At 65.5% G+C, this 16,791-nt stretch carries 19 protein-coding genes; 6 read left to right on the plus strand and 13 right to left on the minus strand.

The window, feature by feature from the left end; translation table 11 throughout:
* Position 1: 1 nt before the first annotated feature.
* Positions 2–619 carry a phosphonate C-P lyase system protein PhnH gene (phnH, locus tag B2246_RS03895; RefSeq protein ID WP_286879757.1) on the minus strand — a complete coding sequence of 206 codons (618 nt, stop codon included), beginning with the start codon at positions 617–619 and terminating at the stop codon, positions 2–4.
* Position 620: 1 nt separating this feature from the next.
* Positions 621–1,109: a phosphonate C-P lyase system protein PhnG gene (gene phnG / locus B2246_RS03900; protein WP_080709667.1), complete on the minus strand. Its 489-nt coding sequence runs from the start codon at positions 1,107–1,109 to the stop codon at positions 621–623.
* 183 nt (positions 1,110–1,292) lie between these two features.
* On the opposite strand from phnG, the gene phnF reads away from it, so the two are divergent.
* The 4 genes from phnF to phnN all read left to right on the plus strand — a co-directional run bounded on the left by phnF (position 1,293) and on the right by phnN (position 4,659).
* Positions 1,293–2,027 (plus strand): phosphonate metabolism transcriptional regulator PhnF, encoded by a 735-nt coding sequence (phnF, locus tag B2246_RS03905; protein WP_186426423.1) that lies wholly within the window; start codon positions 1,293–1,295, stop codon positions 2,025–2,027.
* 93 nt (positions 2,028–2,120) lie between these two features.
* Complete coding sequence (locus B2246_RS03910) at positions 2,121–3,344, plus strand: alpha-D-ribose 1-methylphosphonate 5-triphosphate diphosphatase (protein WP_286879761.1); 1,224 nt, start codon at positions 2,121–2,123, stop codon at positions 3,342–3,344.
* Positions 3,341–4,075, plus strand: coding sequence for a DUF1045 domain-containing protein (locus tag B2246_RS03915; protein WP_286879762.1), 735 nt, complete (start codon positions 3,341–3,343; stop codon positions 4,073–4,075). Before B2246_RS03910 ends, B2246_RS03915 begins: the two co-directional genes overlap by 4 nt.
* On the plus strand, positions 4,072–4,659 hold the full coding sequence (gene phnN, locus B2246_RS03920; protein WP_035881550.1) for a phosphonate metabolism protein/1,5-bisphosphokinase (PRPP-forming) PhnN: 588 nt from the start codon (positions 4,072–4,074) through the stop codon (positions 4,657–4,659). Before B2246_RS03915 ends, phnN begins: the two co-directional genes overlap by 4 nt.
* 94 nt (positions 4,660–4,753) lie before the next feature.
* Here the strand turns inward: phnN and B2246_RS03925 are convergent, their stop codons facing one another.
* The 5 genes from B2246_RS03925 to phnC all read right to left on the minus strand — a co-directional run bounded on the left by B2246_RS03925 (position 4,754) and on the right by phnC (position 8,604).
* Complete coding sequence (locus tag B2246_RS03925; protein ID WP_286879763.1) at positions 4,754–5,221, minus strand: GNAT family N-acetyltransferase; 468 nt, start codon at positions 5,219–5,221, stop codon at positions 4,754–4,756.
* Positions 5,218–5,757, minus strand: coding sequence for a phosphonate degradation HD-domain oxygenase (locus B2246_RS03930; protein WP_286879764.1), 540 nt, complete (start codon positions 5,755–5,757; stop codon positions 5,218–5,220). The genes B2246_RS03925 and B2246_RS03930 overlap by 4 nt, the downstream gene beginning before the upstream one ends.
* Complete coding sequence (gene phnE, locus B2246_RS03935; RefSeq protein ID WP_035881553.1) at positions 5,754–6,566, minus strand: phosphonate ABC transporter, permease protein PhnE; 813 nt, start codon at positions 6,564–6,566, stop codon at positions 5,754–5,756. The genes B2246_RS03930 and phnE overlap by 4 nt, the downstream gene beginning before the upstream one ends.
* Positions 6,567–6,648: 82 nt before the next feature.
* Positions 6,649–7,629, minus strand: coding sequence for a phosphonate ABC transporter substrate-binding protein (phnD, locus tag B2246_RS03940; protein ID WP_035881554.1), 981 nt, complete (start codon positions 7,627–7,629; stop codon positions 6,649–6,651).
* 120 nt (positions 7,630–7,749) lie between these two features.
* Positions 7,750–8,604, minus strand: a complete 855-nt coding sequence (gene phnC, locus B2246_RS03945; RefSeq protein ID WP_035881570.1) for a phosphonate ABC transporter ATP-binding protein — start codon at positions 8,602–8,604, stop codon at positions 7,750–7,752.
* Positions 8,605–8,884: 280 nt separating this feature from the next.
* Between phnC and B2246_RS03950 the strand changes: the two genes are divergently transcribed.
* On the plus strand, positions 8,885–10,228 hold the full coding sequence (locus tag B2246_RS03950) for an MFS transporter (protein ID WP_035881555.1): 1,344 nt from the start codon (positions 8,885–8,887) through the stop codon (positions 10,226–10,228).
* Positions 10,228–11,484 (plus strand): multidrug effflux MFS transporter, encoded by a 1,257-nt coding sequence (locus tag B2246_RS03955; RefSeq protein ID WP_051705313.1) that lies wholly within the window; start codon positions 10,228–10,230, stop codon positions 11,482–11,484. Before B2246_RS03950 ends, B2246_RS03955 begins: the two co-directional genes overlap by 1 nt.
* On the opposite strand, the gene rng is transcribed toward B2246_RS03955, so the two are convergent.
* From rng to hemF, 6 genes are all read right to left on the minus strand, one after another.
* Complete coding sequence (gene rng / locus B2246_RS03960) at positions 11,471–12,928, minus strand: ribonuclease G (RefSeq protein ID WP_008645167.1); 1,458 nt, start codon at positions 12,926–12,928, stop codon at positions 11,471–11,473. The two genes, B2246_RS03955 and rng, sit on opposite strands and share 14 nt — an antisense overlap.
* 133 nt (positions 12,929–13,061) lie before the next feature.
* Complete coding sequence (locus tag B2246_RS03965) at positions 13,062–13,664, minus strand: Maf family protein (RefSeq protein WP_286879766.1); 603 nt, start codon at positions 13,662–13,664, stop codon at positions 13,062–13,064.
* Positions 13,665–13,836: 172 nt separating this feature from the next.
* Positions 13,837–14,316, minus strand: a complete 480-nt coding sequence (rlmH, locus tag B2246_RS03970) for a 23S rRNA (pseudouridine(1915)-N(3))-methyltransferase RlmH (RefSeq protein WP_017515052.1) — start codon at positions 14,314–14,316, stop codon at positions 13,837–13,839.
* A gap of 42 nt (positions 14,317–14,358) precedes the next feature.
* Positions 14,359–15,087, minus strand: coding sequence for a ribosome silencing factor (gene rsfS / locus B2246_RS03975; protein ID WP_286879767.1), 729 nt, complete (start codon positions 15,085–15,087; stop codon positions 14,359–14,361).
* A 45-nt stretch (positions 15,088–15,132) separates the two neighbouring features.
* Positions 15,133–15,840: a nicotinate-nucleotide adenylyltransferase gene (locus tag B2246_RS03980; RefSeq protein ID WP_008645171.1), complete on the minus strand. Its 708-nt coding sequence runs from the start codon at positions 15,838–15,840 to the stop codon at positions 15,133–15,135.
* 4 nt (positions 15,841–15,844) lie between these two features.
* Entirely contained in the window at positions 15,845–16,756 is a 912-nt protein-coding gene (hemF, locus tag B2246_RS03985; protein ID WP_008645172.1) for an oxygen-dependent coproporphyrinogen oxidase, read from the minus strand.
* Positions 16,757–16,791 lie beyond the last annotated feature (35 nt).

The following is a 16,791-nucleotide window of genomic DNA, read 5'->3' on the forward strand; positions in this document are numbered from 1 at the left end:
CTCAGTCCTCCACGTGCGTGGTGCGCGTCATCGCGCAGAATTCGTCGCCGCTGGCCAGCAGCAGGTCCACGCCGAGCGGAAAGCCCGTGTTGTTGGCGCGCCAGCTTGCGCGGAAGTCCGCGGGCAGGCCGGTCACGCACAGCGATTGCGTGGTTTCGATGCCGGGGCCGCGCAGCGTGAGCGTGTCGCCCGCGTGCAGCGAGGCGACTTCCACGAGCAGCGTGGCGGAGCGGTCCGGGTAGGCGGGCAAGCCCTGCGCGCAATCGGCGAGCGCGGGCATCGCATGGCCGGCGGGGATGCAGACGAAGGTGGCTTCGCCCAGGTTGTCCACGAGCGGGCAGCCGCAATGGAAGCGCAGGAACGCGCGCGCGGCAGCGGGCACATCGGCGGGCAGCCAGACCGGGGTGTCGGGGTCCGCCAGCGTCAGCAGGAGGGCGGTCAGCGCCGGGGACAGCCCCTCGGGCTGGCCGCTCGTCACGGGCAGCGTTTCCAGGCGGCCCGGATGGGCGAATGCTTCGAGCGCCGCTCGGAACACCTGTTGCGCGTCGTCCACGGGGTTATCGAAACCCGGCAGCAGCGAGGTGGCGGGGGCGGTGGTCATTGACTGGGTGGATGGCATCTCAATCCTCTCCGCGGGCCATCGTGAAGAATTCGACGCGCGTTTGCGCGGCGGTGGCGGCCTGGTGGGCCGCGCGCTCGGTCAGGGCCTGTGCAAGCGGCGCGATGACCACGTCATGCACGCGCTGGTGCCAGGCCGGGCGCTGCAGCAGCGCGTCGAGCACGGCGGCCTGTTCGGCGTGGCGCGTGCCGCGTCCCTGTATGTAGGCCACGCCAGCCGTGGCGGCCTGGCCTTCGGTCTCGTCGAGCACCACGGCGCAGCGCGTGACGGACATCTCACCCAGATTGAACTGGGCACCGGTGCCACCCGCGCGGGCCCGGACCATCGCCATGCCCGATTCGGGCTTGCGCAGCAGCCGGTAGCCGGGCAGTGCCGCCACGTCGCCGAGCTGCGAGTAGGCCGCATCGAGCGCATCCGATTGGGCCAGCGCCAGAATCCTCAGCCACGCGGCCCGTGCCGCGTTGGCCTGGTTGGCGGTTTCGCTTTGCATGATCACCCCTATACGTCTATACGTTTAGATGTACACTAACACAACACGGCGATACTAGAACACAGGCACATGAACGTTTCGTGACGGGTCGGACCTTTCCTCGGACACGCAACATCGGCGCCAAGGCATGAGGCACAATCGCACGCTATTGGTGAATGCTTGATGACAACAGGGCAAGGCAAGATGTCTGATCGGGAAGTCGAACGGGGTTCCGGCGTCGCCGTATGGCGGCAGATTGGCGAGGCGCTTGCGGAGGACATCCGCAACAAACTCTATGGACCGGGTGAGCAGTTGCCGCCGGAACCGGAGCTGGCCTCGCGCTTCGCCGTGAACCGGCATACGATCCGGCGCGCGATGGGTGAACTCGAACTGAGCGGCCTGGTGCGGATCGAGCAGGGCCGAGGCACGTTCGTGCAGGAGCATGCCATTGACTATGCCATCGGGCGTCGCACGCGCTTCTCTCAGAACTTGGCCGCGCAGGGGATGCGCGGCCACACGGAACTCGTCGATAGCCAGATCCTGCGCGCGCCGGAAATCGCCAAACATCTCGGCCTGTCCCGCACGGCGGAGATTCTGCATGTGCAGATGATCGGCAAGGCCGAAGGGCGTACGATCGACGTGGCCGAGCATTACTTCGATCCGAAACGTTTTCCCGGTTTCGAAGACAAGGTGAGCGAGACGCAATCGATCTCGCGCGCGTTGGCGCAGTACGGCATTGCCGATTACACCCGCAAGTGGTCGCGCATCACGGCGGCCATGCCGAGCGCCCCGGTGGCGCGATTGCTGAATCAGCCGAAGACGCGCCCTATCCTGCAAGTGGAGGCACTGAACGTCGATATCGACGGCGCCCCCGTCCAATACAGCATGACGCGCTTTGCCGGCGACTGGGTGCAACTCACGGTCTCCGATCAGGATTGAAATGACGGCATCGTCCCGCTGTTCCACACGGGGTGATGCCCGCGTATTGGTCTAGACATCCGTCTGTCATCTACCAAAGCTAACGTATTGCCCATGCATACGATCTCTCAAACTTCATCGACCCCGCTCGCGGGGATCACCGGACGCCGCGTGATGGGCGCCGACGGCATCGGCCTGGCAACGCTGGGCATTCACAACGGCAGCGTGATGGCGCAGCCACCGGCAAGTGGCCCCTGCATCGACGCGGGCGACCTGCTGGTGCTGCCGGGCATTGTCGACATTCACGGTGATGCGTTCGAGCGTTCCGTGATGCCGCGTCCCGGTGTGAGCTTCCCGTACGGCGCCGCGCTGCTCGACGTCGACCGCCAGTTGCTCGCGCACGGCATCACGACCGAGTTTCATGGCGTGACCCTGTCGTGGGAGGGTGGTTTGCGTGGCGAGGCCTACGCGCTGCGCATGTTCGATGCGCTGGCCCAGTTGCAGCCCGTGCTGGGCGCGGAGCACAAGGTGCATCTGCGCTTCGAGGCCTATCACCTCGCTGGCGTGGAGACGGCCTTGTCGTGGATGGCGGATGGCCGCGTGGCCCTGCTGGCGATCAACGATCACCTGCCGACCATGGCGCGACGCATGAGTGACGAACGCAAGCTCGTGCAGTACGCGGAACGCGCCGAGTGCGATACCGAGACATTCCGCAACCGTCTGCGCGCAGCCAGCCGCAATGCGCAGGAAGTGCCTGCCGCGATGTCGTGCCTGATCGCCGCGGCGCTGGCCGCGAACCTGCCGATTGCATCGCATGACGATCCCGACGTGGCGACGCGCCAGCACTATCACGCCCAGGGCTGCCGGATCGCGGAGTTCCCGCTGACGGTGGAGGCCGCGACGCTGGCACGCCAGATCGGCGACGAAACCGTCTTCGGCGCGCCCAACGTGCTGCGCGGCAAGAGCCATACCGGCGCGCCCAACGCGACGGAAATGGTGGCCGCCGGCCTGTGTTCGGTTCTGGCTTCCGATTACTACTATCCCGCGCTGCTGCAGGCCGCATTCAAGCTCGCGCAGCTTGGCGTGTGCTCGCTGCCCGAGGCGTGGCACCTGGTGTCGCGTAATCCGGCCCGTGCGACGGGGCTGCGCGACCGTGGCTTGCTCGCGCCGGGAATGCGCGCCGATGCGATTCTCGTTGACGACAGCCAGCCCGGACTGCCGCGTGTCTGCGCCACCATCGTCAATGGTGAAGTGCGTCATGCGTCCGGCGCGCTGTCGATGACTGACCTGGCCGATCTCGCCGATGTGGCTAACGCTCGCGGCAGCCTGGCGGCATGACGATGCAGGCGCACCGCTACGCGATCTATCTCGCGCCCGCCGAGCCATTCCGCACGTTCGGCGCGCAATGGCTTGGCCGCGATGCCGACACCGGAAATCCAACGCCGTTGCCGCCGGGCATCGCATCGCGTCCCGCCGAATGGGTCAAGGCCCCGGCGCACTATGCGCTGCACGCCACGCTGAAGCCGCCATTCCGTCTGGCCGATGGCACCGATGCGCCCATGCTCGACGCCGCCATCCGCGCGTTCGCACGGGAGCGCGCCGCGTTTGACGCGCCGCTGACGCTGCGTGCCTTGCGTGGGTTTCTGGCTTGGTGCCTTGACGATGCGCGGGCGCAGGGCGGTAAGCGGATGCATGAGCTTGCCGACGACTGCATGCGTGCCTTCGACCATTTCCGCGCGCCGGCCACGCCGGAGGAAGTGAGCCGGCGTCGGCCCGACCAGCTGACGGCCGCGCAGCGCGAGATGCTCGAAGCCTGGGGCTATCCGTACGCGTTCGATACGTTCACGTTTCATATCACGCTGAGTGGCATGCTTGATGCCGACAACGAGGCCGCCGCGTTCGCGCAGCTATCGGCCAGCGGCGGCAGGTTGCTCGAGAGCCCGCTGCATGTCGATGCCATCAGTCTCTTCGTTCAACCCGAGCCCGGGGCGGATTTTATCGTCGCACGTCACTACGGCTTCGATGGCACCACCGTCGACGGCGCGGGTGTCGGCTATCTTTCGGCATGACCACACGATTCCACTCCGGCTCCGCGCCTGATGGCAGCGGGCTGTTCTATGTGATGGGCCCGTCCGGCAGCGGCAAGGACTCGCTGCTGCGGGCCTTGCGCGAACGGCTGCAGCGCGATGATCGTATCGTGGTGGCTCATCGCTATATCACGCGTGCTGCCGACGAAAACGAGGCATCGGTCGCACTGTCGGCGGACGAGTTTCACCGCCGCGTGGATCTTGGCTGCCTGGCGCTGCACTGGAATAGCCACGGCTTGCACTATGGCATTGGCGTGGAGATCGAGCAGTGGCTGGCGCAGGGCATCAAGGTTGTCGTCAATGGCTCCCGAGAGTACCTGCCGCAGGCGGTGGCACGCTATCCGCATCTATGCGCGGTGCATGTGCGCGTGAAACCAGAGGTGCTGGCCGCGCGTTTGCGCCAGCGCGGGCGTGAGTCGGACGAGGGAATTGCCCGGAGGCTCGCACGCGCGACGCAGCCGTTCGATGTGCCGCCTGGCTGCCGGGTGGTCGAGATCGACAATAGTGGCGACCTGGCCGATTCGGCCGATGCATTCGCGCGATTGGTTGGCGCTGCGGGGGATTGAGGCGCAGCCCGTGCCTCGCGGTTTCTCGCCACTACGCGGGCGAGGGGCCGGGGGAGAGGGCAAGCGTCTGAGCGACAATGCCCCCGAGTACGGCTCAAAGCGCCGTACTGAAGCTGATCCCGTGCTCGGTGAACCCGAGCTGCCGATAGAACTGATGCGCCTGCAGGCGCCGCGCATTCGATGAGAGCATGAGTTTGGCCGCGCCGGCTTCACGCGCCAGCCGCATGGCTTCCCGCATCATCTGCTTGCCGATTCCACGGCCTCGCGCGGCCGGCGCGACGACCACGGCTTCGAGTATCGCCTCGGGCCGTCCGTCGTGCACCATCACCGGAAACGCCAGCAGGCTGAACGTGCCGAGCGGCACCCCGTCCGCATCGAACATCAGATAGACGCGGTAGTCCGGGTAGCGACGCATCGCTGCAAAGCGCTCGCGCATGGTCGCCAGCGGTAGCGGTGTCTCGTTATCCATCGTCGCCAGCAGGGCGGACAGGTGCAGCAGCTCTGCGTCGGTGCCTTGCACTTCGCGGAGCATCAGCGCTGTGGAGAAATCGGCTTCGTTCATGCGACGCGAGCACAGCGTGCGGCCATGTCGAGATAGTGGGACAGGGTAGGGGTCTGCAGATCTACCACCTTGGCCAGGTCGTCGTAGCGGCGCAGACGCACAGCGGCGTCGGCGTGGGCCTGCGCGGCGAACGCGCTGGCCTGTTCGCTGTCGTATGGGCCGCCCTGCAGCGAGAGGCTGTGCACGGATACCGGCGAGAGCGTGTCGAAGTACGCGGGATCGACTGCGCACAGATAGCGCTTGGCCGCCACGTGCATTCGTACCGGCTCGGTGACGTCTTCGCCGAACAGGCTGGCCAGCGCGTCGGCACCGGTTTCCTGGTGGCGCATGTCGGTAGTCAGGCTTTCGGCCAGCATCAGGTGGCCGATGTCGTGCAGTAGCGCCGCGACGATCAGCGGTTCCGGATCGCCGGCCTGCTCGGCAAGCTGCGCGCACTGCAGCGCGTGGGCGGTCTGGCTGATGGCCTCGCCGCCGTAATACGCGGTCCCGTGGTTCTCGAACAGCGCGGCGATGCTGAACAGGGTCAGCGTGGTCATACGAGCACCTTGCGGATCTGGGCGGAGACGATGTCGAGGCCGGTCACGAACACGATGATGATGATCATCACGGCACAGGTTTGCGCATACTGGAAGCTGCGGATGATTTCCCACAGCACGGTGCCGATGCCGCCGGCGCCGACGATGCCGACCACCGAAGCGGAGCGCACGTTCGACTCGAAGCGATAGAGCGCGAACGACAGCCACAGCGGCAACACCTGCGGAATCACACCGTAGACGATTTCTTCGATCGGGCCGGCACCCGTGGCGCGCACGCCTTCAACGGGGCGCGGGTCGATCGCTTCCACGGCTTCGGCGAACAGCTTGGCCAGCACGCCCATGGTGTGGATCCAGAGCGCCAGCACGCCGGCGAACGGTCCCAGACCCACGGCGACGATGAACAGCATCGCGAAGACCATTTCATTGATCGCGCGGCAGGCATCCATCAGACGGCGGGCAGGTTGATAGACCCAGGGCGGCACGATGTTGGCCGAGCACAGCAGGCCAAACGGCACGGCCATGACGACGGCCAGCGCGGTGCCCCAGAGCGCGATCTGCACGGTGACGAGCATCTCGTCGAGATAGGTGTGCCAATCGCGGAAATCGGGCGGGAAGAAATCGGCGGCGAACTTGGCCATGTTGCCGGAGTCGCGCAACAGGTCCATCGGACGCATGTCCGCGCCTTGCCAGGACATGGCGAGCGTGGCCAGTACGATTGCCCAGATCAGCATCACGGAAAGGGAATTGCGCGGCGGCCGGACGGTACTCTGGGGTGTGGGCGGCAGGCCGGGCTTGGCGGTGGCGGTCATGGGCAGTCGGAAGAGGTAAAGCTGAAGCGGAAAATGCAAAGCCGATGGCGACCCGAGTGGCGCCATCGGCTTCAGGCGAGGCTTACTGCGTGCTGCTGGCGCGGTCGAGTTCGGCCAGACGGCGCGAGACGTCGACCAGCTTCTTTTCCTTGTCGGCAGCGGCCAGCGTGCTGTCGGATTCGATCTTGGCCTTTTCCTTGGCCAGTTCGATCTGACGGATCGGCACGAGCTGGGCATCGGTCGAGACGCGGAAGCCCTGATAGGTCAGCGTGGCCAGCGCCTGCTTCTCGCGTGCGGCGTCGGCGCCCTTGCCGTAGTTGACGAAGAAGTCCTGGATCTTCTTTTTCAGCTCGGGCGGCAGGTCCTTGCGGTAGACCAGCGGATCGGCCGGGATCAGCGGCGACTTCCACAGCACGCGCACGTCGTCATAGGCGTTCTTGCCCGTGTTGATGCGATAGCGCTCGAAGTTCTCGGTGTTGTTCACGGCCACGTCCACCTGCTTGTTCAGCACCGACAGCAGGTTGGTTTCGTGATTGCTGATGCGCACGGCCTTGAACAGCGTCTTCGGATCGACCTTGTTGGCGGCCCACAGGTAGTAGCCCGGCACGGCCGTGCCCGACGTGGAGTTCGGATCGCCGGCGCCGTAGGTCAGGTCCTTGCCGCGCTTGATGACGTCTTCGACCGACTTCAGGTCGCTATCCTTGCGCGCGATCAGCAGCGACCAGTAGCCCGGGTTGCCGTCCTTGTCGATCACCGATGCGAACACTTCGCCGTTGGCGCGGTCCACGGCTTCCATGGCCGACTTGTTGCCGTACCAGGCGATCTGCACCTTGTTGAAACGCATCCCTTCGATAATGCCGGCGTAGTCCGAGGCGAAGAACGGCTTGACCTGCACGCCGAGTGCGCGGCTCAGGTCGTCGATCACGGGTTGCCAGGCGGACTTCAGGTTCGACGACGTTTCCGTCGAGATGATGCCCATGTTCAGGGTCTTGACGTCCTGGGCGAAGGCGGGCAGCGCGACGACACCCGAAGCGACCACGGCGAGGAAAGTTCTGCGAAGCATCGATGACTCCGTTTGGAAAGGCTGAAGGGAAATACGGGTTGGGTGAATCGGGTATTCGGGTCTGACAGTGCGAGGCCGGCGATGCGATGAGCTGGCGTGGCGAGGCGTGCGAGGCAAGCCTCAGGCCGCGGCCAGATCCATCCTGACCATCACCGGCGCGGGCACGCCTTCGGCGCAAGAGGGGGCCTCGGGCACGCTGTCGTGCAGTAGCTCGTCGGCTTCGCTGCCGTACAGGTCACGCAGCATCTGCTGCGTCAGCGCGGCGGAGGGGCCGTCATAGACCACCTTGCCGTGACGCAGTGCCACCACGCGCGGGCAATAGCGCATCGCCACGTCCACCTGATGCAGCGATACGACCACGGCGACCTTGCGCGTGCGGTTAATCTGCGCCAGTTGCGACATCACGCGACGCGACGATTCCGGATCGAGCGAGGCGATCGGCTCGTCGGCCAGGATCACCTGCGCGTTCTGCACCAGCGTGCGAGCGATCGCGGCGCGTTGCTGCTGCCCGCCCGACAGGGTCGAGGCGCGCTGAAACGCATAGTCGTCTATACCAACCTGGGCAAGTGCATCGAGCCCGGCTTGCACTTCGCTGGCCTTGAAGATGCGGAGCAGGCTGCGCCATTTCGGCACACGCGTCAGCATTCCCACGAGCACATTGGTGATCACCGGCAGGCGGCCGACCAGGTTGAACTGCTGGAATACGAATCCGATGTCCGCTCGCACACGGCGCACATCGCGGGCCAGACGTCCGTTGCGCTGCACCGTGCGGCCGTTGACGAGGATCTCGCCCGAACCGGCATCGCCCGTGACGAAACCGGCCATATGGCGCAGCAGCGTCGATTTGCCCGAGCCCGATGCGCCCAGCAGCGCAACCATTTCACCCGGGGCGATTTGCAGCGTGACATCGTCAAGCGCCTTGCGGTCCGCGCGGAACGACTTGCTCAGTCCGCGGACTTCAATTGCATGCGTCATGTCGACTCCTTCCTTGAATGACAGGCGCATTCTGGCGGCCGACAGTGACAGAACGATGACGCCGACCGGCGTCATTCCCAATGGCCGGTCACGGATAGAACATTCCCTTAGTGTCCCGGTATGTCAAATTGATGTCCCGCGCAGTCAAATCGACATTCGGTGAGCCCCCATACTGCTTGACGCACCGCCGGATTCTGGAGGGAAAAACGGCGGGCTTCCGATAGAAAACCAGGCAGTTGTGACAGGGCCCGACAGCCGGCCTGCACAGGAGACACCGCTCATGCACCATCTTTCAGCCGACACGCAGCAGGCTAACAACAACGACTATCTGGTCAGCAAATCACGCGCATGGTTTGCGTTTGCCATGACCTTCGCGCTGATGCTGTTCGACTACATCGACCGTCAGGTGATCGTGTCCTTGTTTCCGCACCTGAAGGCCGCGTGGAATCTCTCCGACAAGCAACTGGGCGGGCTGGTGTCGATCATCTCGGTGGTGGTCGCGCTGGGCGGCATCCCGGTTGCGCTGCTGGCGGACCGCGTCAGCCGCGTCAAAAGCGTGGTGGTGATGGGCGTGGTCTGGAGCCTGGCGACGATTTCCTGCATGTTCACCCGCAACTACTCGCAGTTGTTCGTGGCGCGCGCGATGGTGGGTGTGGGCGAGTCCGGTTACGGCTCCGTCGGCGCGGCGCTGATCGCCAGCCTGTTCCCGGCAAGGCTGCGTTCGATGCTGCTTGGCGCGTTTTTCGCAGCCGGATCGATTGGCGCGGTGCTCGGCGTGGTGCTAGGTGGTGTGATCACTGCGCGCTGGGGCTGGCAGGCCGCGTTCGGCGTGGTGGGTGTGCCCGGCCTGTTGCTGGCGCTGCTGTACATGTTCGTGCCGGACTACAAGACCGCGGCGCTGGACACGCGTCCTGCCCATGAGCAACGGCAAGCGAAGAGCCTGTTCGCGCATATGGTGTCGGCGCTGACCAGCTCGCGAACGCTGTGGTGGACCTGCCTGGGCGCGGCGCTGCAGCTTGTCGTGGTATCGACGATCTGGGCCTGGCTGCCGAGCTACTTCAATCGCCTCCACGGCATGCCGGTGGATCAGGCCGCCATGCAGTCGGCGTTGATCGTGCTGTGCGGCGCGGTGGGTTGCTTCATCTGGGGCGTTGTCGCGGATATCGCCGGCACCAAGCAGCCGCGCAACAAGCTCAAGGCGGTGTCGTTCCTGTGCATGGTGACCGCGCCGATCCTGGTGATTGCGTTCGGCGCGGCGGAGTCCATGAACCAGCAGTTCCTGCTGATCGCGCTGGGCGGCTTCCTGATGACCTGCACGGTTGGGCCGGCTTCGAGCGTGGTGCTCGACGTGGTGCATCCGGGGCTGCGTTCCACCGGCGCGGCGCTGCTGTCGCTGTTCCAGAACCTGTTTGGACTCGCCATCGGCCCGTTCGTAGGCGGTGCGCTTTCCGACGCGTTTGGGTTGCAGGCAGCATTGACGGCAATGCCGGTCTTTGGCCTGCTCGCGGCGCTGTGCCTGTTGCGTGCATCGCGCACCTATGAGCGCGATCTGCAGGAGGTGGCGCAGATCCAGTCCGCTATCGCCGAACAACCCGCCGGGGCCGCGGCTTCGATGACAGCGTGATGAGTGAAGTGGATGTGCCTGGGGCAGTCGTAGCAGTGGGCGCGGAAGCGGGCCCCAGGCGCCCCAGCGTCGGCAGCATGGCGGCACTGACCGCTGGCTTGTCGATGCTGGGGCAGTTTGCCATTGCGACGTACCTGCCAGCGTTCGCGGCAATCGCGAACGCGCTTCATGCGAGCACTGCCGAGGTCCAGCAATCGCTGACGGCCTACCTGTTGCCGTTTGCATTGCTGCTGCCCTGGCACGGTGCGATCTCTGACGCGATAGGCCGCCGCCGCATGATTCTTGCGGGCTGCGTGTTCTTTGTGGCCGGATCGCTGGTCTGCGCCGGAGCGACCGGTATCGACATGTTCTACGCCGGGCGGGCACTGCAAGGCGTGGGGGCCGGGATCGGCGTCATCGTCGGGCGTGCGATGGTGCGCGATACGTTCGACGGCATGCAGGCCCAGAAAGTCATGGCCCTGATCGCGATGATCTTCGCGCTGGCACCGGCCCTGGCGCCGATCTGCGGCGGCTGGCTGCTGGTCTGGATGGGCTGGCGCAGCATCTTCGTGTTCCTTGCGCTGATCTCCGGGAGTCTGCTGGTTTCCTGCTGGATCTGGGTGCCGGAGACTTTGCCGCCAGCATGTCGGCATCCGATGCACCCAAAGCTGCTCGCGCGGGGCTACTTCGCCATGTTGTCGAGCCGGAGATTCATGTCGCTGGCGCTGGCCAATGCCGGGGTGAACCTGGCGATCTACATCTACGTCTTCGCGGCGCCGCGCTTCGTCTATCAGCATCTGGGGCTCGGCGCGCAGTCGTTCGGCTGGCTGTTCATTCCGATCGTGGCGGGCATCATCGCGGGTGCGCTGGTGGCACATCGCATTGCCGGCCGCACGAGTCCGGAGTCCAGCGTGAATCGGGGCCATCTCGTGATGATGGCGGCCGGTGTCTTCAATCTCGCGGTGGCCGCGCTGCACCTGCCGCCGATGCCCTGGGCGCTTGTCGCGTTGCCGGTCTTCGCGGCGGGAATGATGATGACGCAGCCCAGCCTGCAACTGCTGGCGCTGGACTGCTTTCCGGAGCGGCGGGGTCTGGCCTCCAGCGGCTACGTCACGACGCAGCAGATCGGCAATTTGCTGTCTTCCGCGTTGCTGGTGCCGCTGCTGCTGGACTCCACGATGAAGATGGCGCTCGGTATGGCCGGATTGCAGATCGCAGGGCTCGTGGCGTTCCACGTGGCCCTGCGCGGCCGGCGGGTGGGGGTTACATCAGGATGATGTCGTACTGCTCCTGGTGGAACGTCGATTCCACCTGGAGAGAGATCGGCTTGCCGATGAAGTCCCCGAGCATCGCAAGATGCTGGCTTTCTTCCTCGAGGAACAAGTCGATGACTTCCTGCGAGGCCAGGATGCGGAACTCACGCGGATTGAACTGGCGCGACTCGCGCATGATTTCGCGGAAGATGTCGTAGCAGACCGTTCGCGGTGTCTTGACCTGGCCCTTGCCGGTGCAGACCGGGCACTGCTCGCACAGCACATGCGCGAGCGATTCGCGCGTGCGCTTGCGTGTCATCTCCACCAGACCGAGTTGCGAGAAGCCGTTGACCGTGATGCGCGTGCGGTCGCGTGACAGCGCGCGCTTCAGCTCGGAGAGCACCGCGTCGCGATGCTCCACGTTCTCCATGTCGATGAAGTCGATGATGATGATGCCGCCCAGGTTGCGCAGCCGGAGCTGCCGCGCGATGGTGTGCGCGGCTTCGAGATTCGTCTTGAAGATCGTATCGTCGAAGTTGCGCGCGCCGACATAGCCGCCCGTATTGACGTCGATTGTCGTCATCGCCTCGGTCTGGTCGATCATCAGGTAGCCGCCGGACTTCAGGTCTACCCGGCGCGACAGCGCCTTTTCGATTTCCGCGTCGATGTTGAACAGGTCGAAGATCGGGCGCTCGCCGGTGTAGTGCGACAGGCGCGGCAGCACGGCGGGCGTGTATTCCTGCGCGAACTCCACCAGCTTCTGGTAGTTCTCGCGCGAATCGATCTGGATTACGCCAGTGGCGTCATTGATGAAGTCGCGCAGCACGCGCTGGGCCAGGTTCAGGTCCTGATAGAGCAGGCTCGGCGCGGGCAGGGTGGTGGCGTTGGAGCGGATCGTCGCCCAGATCTTGCGCAGGTAGGCGATGTCGTTGCCAAGTTCCTCGTCGCTGGCTTCCTCGGCGATCGTGCGCACGATGAAGCCGCCGCGCTCGTCGGTGGGCACCAGGCCCTGCACGCGGGCACGGAGCGCTTCTCGGTCGATTTCACCCTCGATACGCTGCGAGATGCCGATATGCGGATCCTGCGGCAGATAGACGAGCGTGCGGCCCGCGATGCTGACCTGTGTGGACAGCCGCGCGCCCTTGGTGCCGATCGGGTCCTTGATGACCTGAACCATCAGCGCCTGGCCCTCGAACAGCGTTTTCTCGATGGCGAGGTGGCCGTTCTTGTCGCCGTCACGCGGATGCCAGATGTCGGCCACGTGCAGGAACGCAGCGCGCTCCAGACCGATGTCGATGAACGCCGATTGCATGCCCGGCAGCACCCGCACGACCTTGCCCAGATAGATGTTGCCGACCAGCCCGCGCGTCAGCGTGCGTTCGACATGGAGTTCCTGAACGGCCGCCTGCTGCACGATGGCGACGCGTGTTTCCTGCGGCGTGATGTTGACGAGGATGTCTTCGGTCATAGCGATGGATACGCTTTATCTCGCGTCGCCGATCCGTTGGCGCTTGTTGTTGTGGCCCGGCTCGTGGCCGGGCATTTGACCCCAGTGGTCTTGTCGGAGAGGTTGGGTCGGAAGGCCGGGTTGGAAGCGCCGGTCAGAAGTGCAAACCGGCCTCGCGCAGCAGTGCCGCCGTCTCGAACAAGGGCAGGCCCATGATACCCGAATAGCTACCGTCGATCCGCTCGACAAACTCCGCCGCGCGGCCCTGGATGCCGTATGCGCCTGCCTTGCCGAGCGGCTCGCCGCTGGCCACGTAGCGCTCGATCTCGGGGGCGAGCATCGGCCGGAAAGTGACGTGGGAGATCGACAGCGCATGGCGCTGGCCGGCGGACGTTGCGACAGTCACGGCGGTCAATACGCGATGAGTGGTGCCGGAAAGCGACGCCAGCATGGCAGCGGCGTCGCGCGCGTCGGCGGGCTTGCCGAGAATGTCGCCGCCACGGCAGACCGTGGTGTCGGATGTCAGGATCGGTGCATCGGGCAGTCCGCGACGCGCGCGGCGTTCAAGTGCCGCGTCTGCCTTCAGCGCGCAGACGCGCTGGACGTAGTCATCGGGGGACTCGCCGGGCCGGACGGCCTCGAGCGCTTCGGCATCCTCGCCGGCATCGGCCAGCAGCAGTTCATAGGTCACGCCGAGCTGCGTCAGCAACTCGCGGCGGCGCGGGCTCTGGGAAGCCAGATAGAGGATGGAGGTCATGGGAAATCGAGGCGAGAGAAACAGTTGCCCCGATTGTACTGGCTTGCCCTTCCGCAATCTCGGAGAGAGGGCCAACCGCAGCCGGTGTTCAGGCCCGATGATCCAGGCCCAATGACTCAGGCCCAATGACTCAGGCCCAATGACTCAGGCCCAATGACTCAGGCCCAATGACTCAGGCGCGATGATATGGATGATTCTGCGTGACCGACCAGGCACGATAAAGCTGCTCGGCCAGCAGCACGCGCACCATGCCGTGTGGCAGCGTCAGGCTCGATATGCGCAACAGTGTGTGCGCGCGTGCCTTGAGTGCCGGATCGAGGCCGTCCGCACCACCGATCAGGAAGGCGACGTCGCCGCCTTCGCGCTGCCAGCCGGTCAGTTGCTCGGCCAATTGCACGGTGGTCCAGTCCTTGCCGCGTTCGTCGAGCGCCACGATCCGGCATTGCTTTGACAGCGAGCCGAGCACGGCCTCGATGCGCGCGGCTTCGCGTTGCATCACCGTGGCGGCGTTATTGCTCGATGAACGGGCTTCCGGCTTGACCTCGCGAAGCTCGATGCGCAACTCGGGCGGCATCCGCTTGGTGTACTCGTTGAAACCGGTTTCGATCCACGCGGGCATCTTGTGGCCGACAGCCACGATGGCAAGTTGCATGAGAGATGCCCGGTGGTCGGTACGTCAGGAAGTCAGGAAGGGTCAGGCCGAACGCGTTGCGCGCTTGCGCGGTGCGGCGGTCTTGGCAGCAGCAGTCTTGGTCGCGGTGGTCTTGCGAGCCGTCGTCTTCGTGGCGGTGCCGGTTGCCGACTTGCGGGCCGGCGTCTTGGCGGCCGTGCCGGTCGTCGTCTTGCGTGCCGGTGCCTTGGCTGCGGTGCCCGTGCTGCTGGTCTTGCGCGCCGGCTTGCGGATCGTGGCGATCGCGTCCGGATCGGTGTCCTCGTGACCCATCGGCGGCGACGGCTCCTTCATGCCTTCCGGCAAACGGGCCAGCGCCGGGCGCAGGTTCGATGCGCGACGCACGCGCGGGGCCGGCTCGGCATCCTCGTCGTCCATCGGCTCGCTGGCCTTGGCCAGGCCCTTGCCAGCAGCCAGCTTCACGCGCACCGGCTTGTCGCCCCAGATCTCTTCCAGGTTGTAGTACAGGCGCAGTTGCGGCTGCAGGATGTGCACCACGGCGTCGCCGCAGTCCACCAGTACCCACTCGCCGGTCTCCAGGCCCTCGACCGCCACGATGTGGCCGCCGGCATCCTTGACCGTATCCCGTACCGACGCCGCCAGCGCCTTGGTCTGACGGTTCGAATTACCGCTGGCGATCACCACCCGGTCGAACAGTTCGGTCAGGTGAGTGGTGTCAAACACCTTGATGTCCTGCGCCTTCACATCCTCGAGCCCGTCGACGATCGCGCGCTGCAGTTTACGAATATCCATGGTGTCTTTCTTGTTCAGCTTCATTCGGTAGGGGGGCGCGTCGGCTCAGGCCTGCTGGTACAGGCCGTGACGCGCGATGTAGTGTGCCACGCCGGCGGGCAACTGGTCATCCGCCGGATCATTCGCGATCGGGCCATCGGCCAGGCGCTGGCGCAGGCCGGTGGAGGACAGGTCGACGGCAAGCGTCTGGTCGATCCACATATGGCCGGAGGGCGTGCATTGTATCAGGTGCGTGTCCGCCAGCCGTTGCTGCATCGCGTCGAGCACTGGGCCGTCCAGCGCCGCGAGGTCGAAACCCGGGCGGGTGGCGATGCACAGGTGCACCTGCTCGAACAGGGCCTCCCAGCCGTGCCAGGTGTGCAGGCGCAGCAATTGGTCGGCGCCCATTAGCCAGGACATCGACGTGTCGGCGCCGTATTCGGCACGCAACTGCCGCACCGTGTCGATCGTGTAGCTTGGGCCCTCGCGCTCGACCTCCATGCGGCTCACGCGGACCTTGGCGCGGCCCGGATCCAGTGTCCCGGCAGCCAGCTCTGTCATGGCCAGACGGTCGGCGGCGGGCGTGACGTGGTCGCCCTTCTGCCACGAGTGGCCGGTGGGAATCCAGACCAGTTCGTCCAGATCCAGGTGATCGATGCACAACTGGGCCAGCGCAACATGGCCGCGATGCGGGGGGTCGAAGGTGCCGCCGAGGATACCCAGGCGGTAGGGACGTTGCTGTCCGTTGGCGGTGGCCGGCTTCTTATCGATCATCGACTCAGGCCCAGTCCCGCGCCGGCAGGAAATCGGCATACAACGCGGCTTCCGGAGTGCCCGGCTCGGGCTGCCAGTCATAGCGCCACGATACCTGCGGTGGCATCGACATCAGGATCGACTCCGTGCGACCGCCAGACTGCAGGCCGAACAGCGTGCCACGGTCGAACACGAGATTGAATTCGACGTAGCGGCCGCGGCGATAGGCCTGGAAATCGCGCTCGCGCTCGCCATAGGGGGCGTCCTTGCGTGCGGTGAGGATGGGCAGGTAGGCGGCGAGGAACGCATCGCCGACCGAGCGCAGCATCTCGAAGCTGCGGTCGAAGCCGAGCGCCGAGAAATCATCGAAGAAAATGCCGCCGATGCCGCGTGCCTCGCCACGATGGCGCAGGAAGAAATACTCGTCGCACCACTGCTTGAAACGCGGATACAGGTCGTCGCCGAACGGGGCCAGCGAATCCTTGCAGGTGCGGTGGAAGTGCGCGCAGTCGTCGGCGTCGCCGTAGTACGGCGTCAGATCCATGCCACCCCCGAACCACCAGACCGGTTCCGCGTCGGGCTTCACGGCAATGAAGCAGCGCACGTTCATGTGCACGGTTGGCACGTACGGGTTGCGCGGATGGAATACCAGCGAGACGCCCATCGCCTCGAAGCTGCGGCCGGCCAGTTCAGGCCGGTTGGCGCTGGCCGACGGCGGCAGCGTGTCACCGCGCACGTGCGAGAACCCCACGCCGGCCCGCTCCATTACGGCGCCGCCCTCCAGGATGCGCGTGCGGCCACTGCCGCGCAGGCGCTCGGTGGGGGGCTTCTCCCAGTTATCGGTCAGGAACGCCTGGCCGTCGACAGCGGCGATGGCGTCGGTGATGCGGTCTTGCAGGCCGAGCAGATAGTCACGGACTGCCTGGGAATCGATCATGATGGGTGGGTCTGAATAGGCCGGTAGCAGGACAG

Origin of the sequence: Cupriavidus sp. UBA2010 (assembly GCF_002335265.1) — a bacterium.
GTDB lineage: Bacteria > Pseudomonadota > Gammaproteobacteria > Burkholderiales > Burkholderiaceae > Cupriavidus > Cupriavidus metallidurans.

Bases quoted from the DNA above. Each gene is read 5' to 3' on its own strand.
- phnC (WP_035881570.1), bottom strand. From the start codon at position 8,604: ATGACGCATGCAATTGAAGTCCGCGGACTGAGCAAGTCGTTCCGCGCG.
- hemF (WP_008645172.1), bottom strand. From the start codon at position 16,756: ATGATCGATTCCCAGGCAGTCCGTGACTATCTGCTCGGCCTGCAAGAC.
- phnG (WP_080709667.1), bottom strand. From the start codon at position 1,109: ATGCAAAGCGAAACCGCCAACCAGGCCAACGCGGCACGGGCCGCGTGG.
- phnH (WP_286879757.1), bottom strand. From the start codon at position 619: ATGCCATCCACCCAGTCAATGACCACCGCCCCCGCCACCTCGCTGCTG.
- rsfS (WP_286879767.1), bottom strand. From the start codon at position 15,087: ATGGATATTCGTAAACTGCAGCGCGCGATCGTCGACGGGCTCGAGGAT.
- B2246_RS03950 (WP_035881555.1), top strand. From the start codon at position 8,885: ATGCACCATCTTTCAGCCGACACGCAGCAGGCTAACAACAACGACTAT.
- B2246_RS03965 (WP_286879766.1), bottom strand. From the start codon at position 13,664: ATGACCTCCATCCTCTATCTGGCTTCCCAGAGCCCGCGCCGCCGCGAG.
- rlmH (WP_017515052.1), bottom strand. From the start codon at position 14,316: ATGCAACTTGCCATCGTGGCTGTCGGCCACAAGATGCCCGCGTGGATC.
- phnE (WP_035881553.1), bottom strand. From the start codon at position 6,566: ATGACCGCCACCGCCAAGCCCGGCCTGCCGCCCACACCCCAGAGTACC.
- B2246_RS03930 (WP_286879764.1), bottom strand. From the start codon at position 5,757: ATGACCACGCTGACCCTGTTCAGCATCGCCGCGCTGTTCGAGAACCAC.
- rng (WP_008645167.1), bottom strand. From the start codon at position 12,928: ATGACCGAAGACATCCTCGTCAACATCACGCCGCAGGAAACACGCGTC.
- B2246_RS03980 (WP_008645171.1), bottom strand. From the start codon at position 15,840: ATGATCGATAAGAAGCCGGCCACCGCCAACGGACAGCAACGTCCCTAC.
- phnD (WP_035881554.1), bottom strand. From the start codon at position 7,629: ATGCTTCGCAGAACTTTCCTCGCCGTGGTCGCTTCGGGTGTCGTCGCG.
- B2246_RS03915 (WP_286879762.1), top strand. From the start codon at position 3,341: ATGACGATGCAGGCGCACCGCTACGCGATCTATCTCGCGCCCGCCGAG.
- B2246_RS03910 (WP_286879761.1), top strand. From the start codon at position 2,121: ATGCATACGATCTCTCAAACTTCATCGACCCCGCTCGCGGGGATCACC.
- phnF (WP_186426423.1), top strand. From the start codon at position 1,293: ATGTCTGATCGGGAAGTCGAACGGGGTTCCGGCGTCGCCGTATGGCGG.
- B2246_RS03925 (WP_286879763.1), bottom strand. From the start codon at position 5,221: ATGAACGAAGCCGATTTCTCCACAGCGCTGATGCTCCGCGAAGTGCAA.
- B2246_RS03955 (WP_051705313.1), top strand. From the start codon at position 10,228: ATGAGTGAAGTGGATGTGCCTGGGGCAGTCGTAGCAGTGGGCGCGGAA.
- phnN (WP_035881550.1), top strand. From the start codon at position 4,072: ATGACCACACGATTCCACTCCGGCTCCGCGCCTGATGGCAGCGGGCTG.